Origin of the sequence: Dietzia cercidiphylli (assembly GCF_014145145.1) — a bacterium.
Lineage (GTDB): Bacteria > Actinomycetota > Actinomycetes > Mycobacteriales > Mycobacteriaceae > Dietzia > Dietzia natronolimnaea.
The window spans coordinates 1-5,143 of record NZ_JAALEA010000198.1 but is presented as its reverse complement, the minus strand read 5'-3'; the positions used below and the strand labels follow the sequence as shown (position 1 = coordinate 5,143).

At 71.0% G+C, this 5,143-nt stretch carries 6 protein-coding genes; 4 read left to right on the top strand and 2 right to left on the bottom strand.

Translation table 11 applies throughout. From position 1 onward, the window contains the following. Positions 1-265 precede the first annotated feature (265 nt). Entirely contained in the window at positions 266-1,219 is a 954-nt protein-coding gene (locus G6028_RS07810) for a hypothetical protein (protein WP_182610590.1), read from the top strand. 166 nt (positions 1,220-1,385) lie between these two features. On the opposite strand, the gene G6028_RS07805 is transcribed toward G6028_RS07810, so the two are convergent. Both G6028_RS07805 and G6028_RS07800 read right to left on the bottom strand, forming a co-directional pair. Then, positions 1,386-1,745: a GntR family transcriptional regulator gene (locus G6028_RS07805; RefSeq protein ID WP_182658531.1), complete on the bottom strand. Its 360-nt coding sequence runs from the start codon at positions 1,743-1,745 to the stop codon at positions 1,386-1,388. A gap of 107 nt (positions 1,746-1,852) precedes the next feature. After that, on the bottom strand, positions 1,853-2,950 hold the full coding sequence (locus G6028_RS07800) for a CoA transferase (protein WP_182658530.1): 1,098 nt from the start codon (positions 2,948-2,950) through the stop codon (positions 1,853-1,855). Positions 2,951-3,059: 109 nt separating this feature from the next. Here G6028_RS07800 and purT point away from each other — a divergent pair, with 109 nt between their 5' ends. The 3 genes from purT to G6028_RS17445 form a co-directional block, all read left to right on the top strand. Then, on the top strand, positions 3,060-4,334 hold the full coding sequence (gene purT, locus G6028_RS07795) for a formate-dependent phosphoribosylglycinamide formyltransferase (RefSeq protein WP_182658529.1): 1,275 nt from the start codon (positions 3,060-3,062) through the stop codon (positions 4,332-4,334). 42 nt (positions 4,335-4,376) lie between these two features. Then, entirely contained in the window at positions 4,377-4,943 is a 567-nt protein-coding gene (locus G6028_RS07790; RefSeq protein WP_182658528.1) for a DUF1648 domain-containing protein, read from the top strand. A gap of 8 nt (positions 4,944-4,951) precedes the next feature. Beyond that, on the top strand, positions 4,952-5,143 hold a 192-nt coding region (locus G6028_RS17445), incomplete at its 3' end, for a hypothetical protein (RefSeq protein WP_206685740.1).

Below are 5,143 nucleotides of genomic sequence, written 5' to 3'. Positions count from 1 at the left end.
CGAGCGCCCGGCCCCGACCCCGAGCGCCCGGCCCGGCGATTCGGCGCGTTCTCGAAGGTATCGGCCGGGTGAGTCCGTTCCAGAACTCGCCGAAGATGTTCGAATCGAGATGAGTTCTCGCGGTTCGCTCGTAGTCGCTCCTGATCGGGAGCTTCCATCGACGCGGTCGCTGTGACCGCGTTCAGGCTGTGGATGGTCGTCCGCTTCGTCCACAGCGGGCCGATTACGCCCCGATAACCGAGCCCCCGCGTAGCACCATGCGGTCATGCCACCGACACACTCAGACCCTGCGCGCTCAGACCCTGCGCGACCGCCGAGGCGTGAGGCGGCCTTCGTCAGAGCCGTCTACGGTGGCGAGCCGTTCCTGGTCAACAGCGCACTGGCTGCGGGGATCCTCACAAGACAGGATCTGCGCACCCGCTTCCGTCGACTGCACCCGAGGGTCTACGTGCGAGCGTCAGCCGAACTCGACCCGGCGCAGAAGATCCGCGCGGCCTGGCTATGGGGTGGCCCACGCTCGGTGATCTGCGGGGGCGCCGCCGGGCACCTGGCCGGGGAGGCGTACTTCGGGGAGGAGCTAGTTCGCGACGAGGTCCAGCTCTGGAGGCCGACCTGGCGCAGGGCCCCGCCCGGGATCGTCGTCCGCAAGTGGACCGCCACTCCCGACCATCTGCTGTGGCAGGGGATGGCCGTGACGACCCCCGCCAGGACCGCAATCGACCTCGCCCGGCATATGGCGTCTGATGTCCGGGCGGTCGCGGCGCTCGATTCCATGTGTCGCACAGGCGGCACTGATCCGGATGCGATCGCGGCGGCGGCGTTCGCCATGGCAGGTCAGACCGGGGTCCGTCGTGTGCTGGGGTTGCTGCCCGCCGTGGATCCGTTGGCCGAGTCGCCCAAGGAGTCCGAACTGCGGTTGATCATGGGGGCGACTGATCTGCCGGTGTTCGAGTCGCAGGTCGAGGTGCGAGATGAGTCCGGCGCGCTGGTGTCGCGACTCGACCTGGGTAACCGCCGGTGGAAGGTCGGGTTGCAGTACGACGGCAACGAGCATCTGACCCGGGCCCGTCGAGACGGCGATTCCGTGGCGATGCTGCGGCTGGCGTCACTGGGATGGGAGGTGAGGCGGGTGACACAAGGTCTGCTGCACACCCCGCGGACGCTCACCAGATTCGTTCGCGGGGCCTTCGAGAAGCAGGGCTGGGAGCATTCCGTGTGACCCGGTCGCATTCACTGAATCCCGGTCACGTTCTGGGACGGGCCCACTCGGCCGATGCATCCAGGATCGCGCCGGATCGGGGTGGCCGCCGGATCGAGGTGGCCGCCGGATCGGGGATGGCCGGCGGGTGGCGACAGGCGGGTGGCGACAGGCGGGGTCGCGATCTCTAGGGCAATTGGCGGAACGCGTTGCGGAGAGCTGCCACGGCCTCCTCGGCGTCGAATCCCGAGCCCGCTGCACGTTCGGCGAACTCCTCCGCGGCCCGGGCCAGTACCGCGCCGGGCAGATCGGCCGCCGAGACGAACGTCCCCGAGCGGCCGCGGCCCTCCAGTACCCCCGACTCCTCGAGTTCGCGGTAGACCTTGGCGGCGGTGGCGCTGGAGACGCCGACCTCCTCCGCGAGCGTGCGCACGGCGGGCAGCCGAGTCCCTGCGGTGAGCACCCCACGCCGGACGCCCTCGACTATCTGCCCCTTGAGTTGGCGGAACGGCGGCTCCGCCGAGGCGGGGTCCACGGCCAGGGTCATCCCGGCCACCCGGGAGCCCGAACCCGGCGTGCGGGAGCCTGAACCCGGCGTGCGGGAGCCACTGCCCGGCGAGTGAGGAGTGGCTCCCGGCCCCGACCCGCTCATGGTCAGGCCCAGACCTGCTCGACCGGAGTCACCTCATGCGGCGGCGCGGCCGGGACGGCAGGCGCCGGGGTGCGCGAGAAGCGCGGCGCGGGCGCCGGCCCCATGTCCCCGGCGACCTCGACGAAGGTCTCCCTCGCCGTCATGTGGGGATGGGACAGCGCCTCGGTGTAGGTCAGCACCGGGGTCGTGCAGGCGTCGGTGCCGTAGAACAGCTCGGCCCACTCGTCGCGGGGCTTCCCGGCGAACTTCCCGGCGATGATCTCGCGCAGCTCGTCCCAGCGGTCCATGTCGAACTGCCCGGGCATGTCCTCGCCGTCGATGCCCATCAGTCGCGCGAACTCCGCGTAGAACTGCGGCTCGAGGCAGCCCACGGCCATGAACTTGCCGTCCGAGCAGGTGTACACGTCGTAGAACGGGAACCCGGTGTCGAGCATGTTGGTCCCGGCGACGTCCGACCACTGGTCGCGGGCGCGCATGGCCCACTGGAACTGGCCCAGCACGGAGGCGCCGTCGGTCATGGCGGTGTCGATGACCTGACCCTTGCCTGAGGTGGCGCGCTCGATGATCGCGGCGAGGATGCCCTGGATGAGGAACATCGACCCGCCTCCGAAGTCGCCGACCAGGTTGAGCGGCGGAACCGGGCGCTCGCCCTTGCGGGCGGTGGCGTTGAGGTGCCCGGTGAGCGAGATGTAGTTGAGGTCGTGGCCGGCGGTGTGCGCGAGCGGGCCGTGCTGGCCCCAACCGGTCATCCGGGCGTAGACCAACCGCGGATTGGACTCGAGGCACTCGTCGGGGCCGAGGCCCATGCGCTCGGTGACCCCGGGGCGGAAGCCCTCGACCAGCACGTCGGACTTGGCGATCAGGCCCCGGACCTGCGCCAGCCCGTCCTCGCTCTTGAGGTCGGCCTCCACCACGGTCCGGCCCCGCCGGGTGATGTGCGCCCAGCCGTCGGCGGACCTGGCGAGCTCACCGGGGCGCATGACGGTCACGACGTCGGCGCCCAGGTCGGCGAGCATCATGCACGCGTGGGGGCCGGGGCCGATTCCGTTGAGTTCGACGACGCGGATGCCGGCCAGGGGGCCGGAGGAGGCAGTGGTCACAGGTGTGCCCTTTCGTGTGGCGTTGCACACACGTTATCTTCTGCCGGTCCGCGGGAGCGGGGGAGCACGCGATAGAGGCCGGCGACGGAGGTCTACTAGCGTGGGCGCCATGACCGCAGCGCACGATCCCCTCGCCCCGCCAGTCGTCGACCGCTTCGGCACGCCGGGCACCCCGGACGCGACCCGAGTGATGCTGCTGGGCTCCGGCGAGCTGGGCAAGGAGGTGACGATCGCGCTGCAGCGCCTGGGGGTCGAGGTGATCGCGGTGGACCGCTACGCGGGCGCCCCCGCCCACCAGGTCGCCCACCGCAGCCACACGATCGACATGACCGACTCGGGCGAGGTGCGCCGGGTGGTGGAACTCGAGAAGCCGCAGGTGATCCTGCCGGAGATCGAGGCCATCGCCACCGCCGCGCTGGCGCAGATCGAGCAGGACGGGCTGGCCCGTGTCGTGCCCACCGCCCGCGCAGTGCAGCTGACCATGGACCGCGAGGGCATCCGCCGCCTGGCGGCCGAGGAGCTGGGTCTGCCCACGAGCCGCTACGCGTTCGCCTCCTCGCTGGAGGAGCTGCAGGAGGCGTGCGCTCAGATCGGGTTCCCGTGCCTGGTCAAGCCCACGATGTCGTCGTCGGGAAAGGGACAGTCCTCCCTCCACGGCCCCGAGGACGTGGAGGCGGCGTGGACCTACGCCCAGTCCGGTGCGCGGGTGACGGGGGCGCGCGTGATCGTGGAGTCGTTCGTGGACTTCGAGTACGAGATCACCCTGCTCACCGTCCGCAGCGTGGACCCGGCCACCGGCGCGATCCGGACCGACTTCTGCGAGCCGATCGGTCACCGGCAGGAGCGCGGCGACTACGTCGAATCGTGGCAGCCGCAGGCCATGACGCAGGACGCCTACGACTCGGCGCGCTCGGTGGCAGCGCGGGTGACGGGCGCGCTCGGCGGGGTCGGGGTGTTCGGGGTGGAGCTGTTCGTGCAGGGCGTGGACGTCTACTTCTCCGAGGTCAGCCCGCGGCCGCACGACACCGGCCTGGTGACGCTGCGCAGTCAGGTGCTCAGTGAGTTCGACATGCACGCGCGGGCCGTCCTGGGCCTGCCGGTGGTCACCACCATGTCCAGCCCGGGCGCGTCGGCGGTGATCTACGGCGGGTCCGGTATCGGCGGCGCCGGCCAGGACGGCTCCGCAGGCGGGACGGCCGAGGGGGTCGGGTTCGAGGGTGTGGCCCGCGCGCTCGCGGTGCCGGAGTCGGATCTGCGACTGTTCGGTAAGCCCTCGGCCAGCGAGTTCCGCCGCATGGGCGTGGCCGTGGCCACCGCCGAGGACGTGGAGACCGCGCGCGAGCGGGCCCGCGAGGCCGCCTCGCGTGTGACGGTGGTGAGGTAGGACGTGCGCCGCACCCCCGCAGGGTCGGGAGGCCTCCGGTAGATGACGACGACGAATTCGGTTGCCGACGAGGCCCGCGGGCTCCCGAAGGAACCGACGAGCCCCTGGATCCTGATTCTGGTCGTGGCCACCGTTGTGGTCTGGCTGGCGGTGCTGGCCTGGCAGGTGGTGGTCCTGCCGGAGCGCGTCCCTATTCACTTCGGCTCGGGCGGTGAGCCGGACGGCTGGTCCAGCAAGGCCGGCGCTCTGGCGTTCTCCTCGCTGCTGCCGCTCACGGTGTTTGTGTTGATCCCGCTCACGTCCCTGCTCGTTCTCCGGGCGCCCGAGTTCATCAACGGCCCCAACAAGGAGTGGTGGACGGCCACAGCGCCGAGGCTGCGCAGGTTCGAGCGGCTGGTTCGTGAGGACCTGTGGCTGATCGTGGTGGTCACACTCGCGCTCCTGGTGGCGATGCAGGTGGGGATCGTGATCGCCGTCGATGCGCCGGGACAGCGTATACCGGAGGAGTTCCTGTTCGGCGGGATGGCGGTGTTCGGCGTCGGGCTCGTCGCGGTGATGGTGCGCATGTACGCCGGCAACCGGTACGCCGAGCAACCCGACCTGGACTGAGCCTGTGGATGGTCGTCCGATCTATCCACCGACCCCTCTCGCGGGCCGGATCCGGCGCGGCCGCGCCCCTAGCGTGGATCCCCGAGCGGCCCGGACTGTCGGGCCCGGAGGGGGCGGGACTGATGGCGGGATCGAGCGGGTCGGGACCTGTGGCCGCGGCGCTGGTGGCGTTCGAGCGGGTCGCGGTGGTGGCCGAGGCG